The 819-nt window shown below is 40.8% G+C and carries 1 protein-coding gene; it reads right to left on the reverse strand.

The window, feature by feature from the left end:
• The coding region (gene aroF, locus KSU54_RS18520; protein WP_009010157.1) for a 3-deoxy-7-phosphoheptulonate synthase at nucleotides 1-819 on the reverse strand (819 nt) is incomplete at both ends.

The raw sequence follows: 819 nt of genomic DNA on the forward strand, positions 1-819 counted from the left end.
TTTCTTTCCAACAACTTCAGCTATTTTAGAAATTTGTTTTAATAATTCTTCATATCTTTCCGGTCTTAATGACTGTGGTCCATCACACAGTGCCTTCTCCGGATTGTTGTGCACTTCGATCATTAACCCATCTGCTCCTGCTGCTACTGCTGCTTTTGCCATTGGTTCCACTAACCACCATTTCCCTCCTGCATGGCTTGGATCAATTATGATTGGTAAATGTGTTAATTTCTTTACTACCGGTATAGCCTGTAAATCCAACGTGTTTCTTGTATATGTCTCAAATGTTCTTACCCCTCGTTCACATAAAATTACATTCGGATTCCCGTTTGCCATGATATATTCCGCTGACATGATCCATTCTTCAAATGTCGCACTTAATCCTCTCTTTAATAAGATTGGTTTCTTTGTTCCTGCTCCCACTTTCTTTAACAGGTCGAAGTTTTGCATATTTCTTGCCCCAATCTGAATTAGATCTACTTTCTCATTGAATTCTTCTAAATACTGGGCATCCATCAGTTCCGAACAGATTGGCAATCCAGTTGCTTCTTTAGCTGCAACAAGAATATCCAGACCAGAAGACCCCATTCCCTGGAATGCATACGGTGAAGTTCTTGGTTTGAAAGCGCCTCCTCTTAAAATATTAGCACCGGCAGCTTTGGCAGCTTTAGCAATCTCGATTACTTGTTCTTCACTTTCAACAGAACATGGACCAGCAATCAAAGCAAGGTTGTCACCCCCAACTTTAACACCAGCAACATCAACGATCGTATCATCAGGATGAAAAGCCCGGTTAGCAAGTTTATATGGCTCAGATAC

This window comes from Erysipelatoclostridium sp. MSK.23.31 (assembly GCF_019125875.1).
Lineage (GTDB): Bacteria > Bacillota_I > Bacilli_A > Erysipelotrichales > Coprobacillaceae > Thomasclavelia > Thomasclavelia ramosa.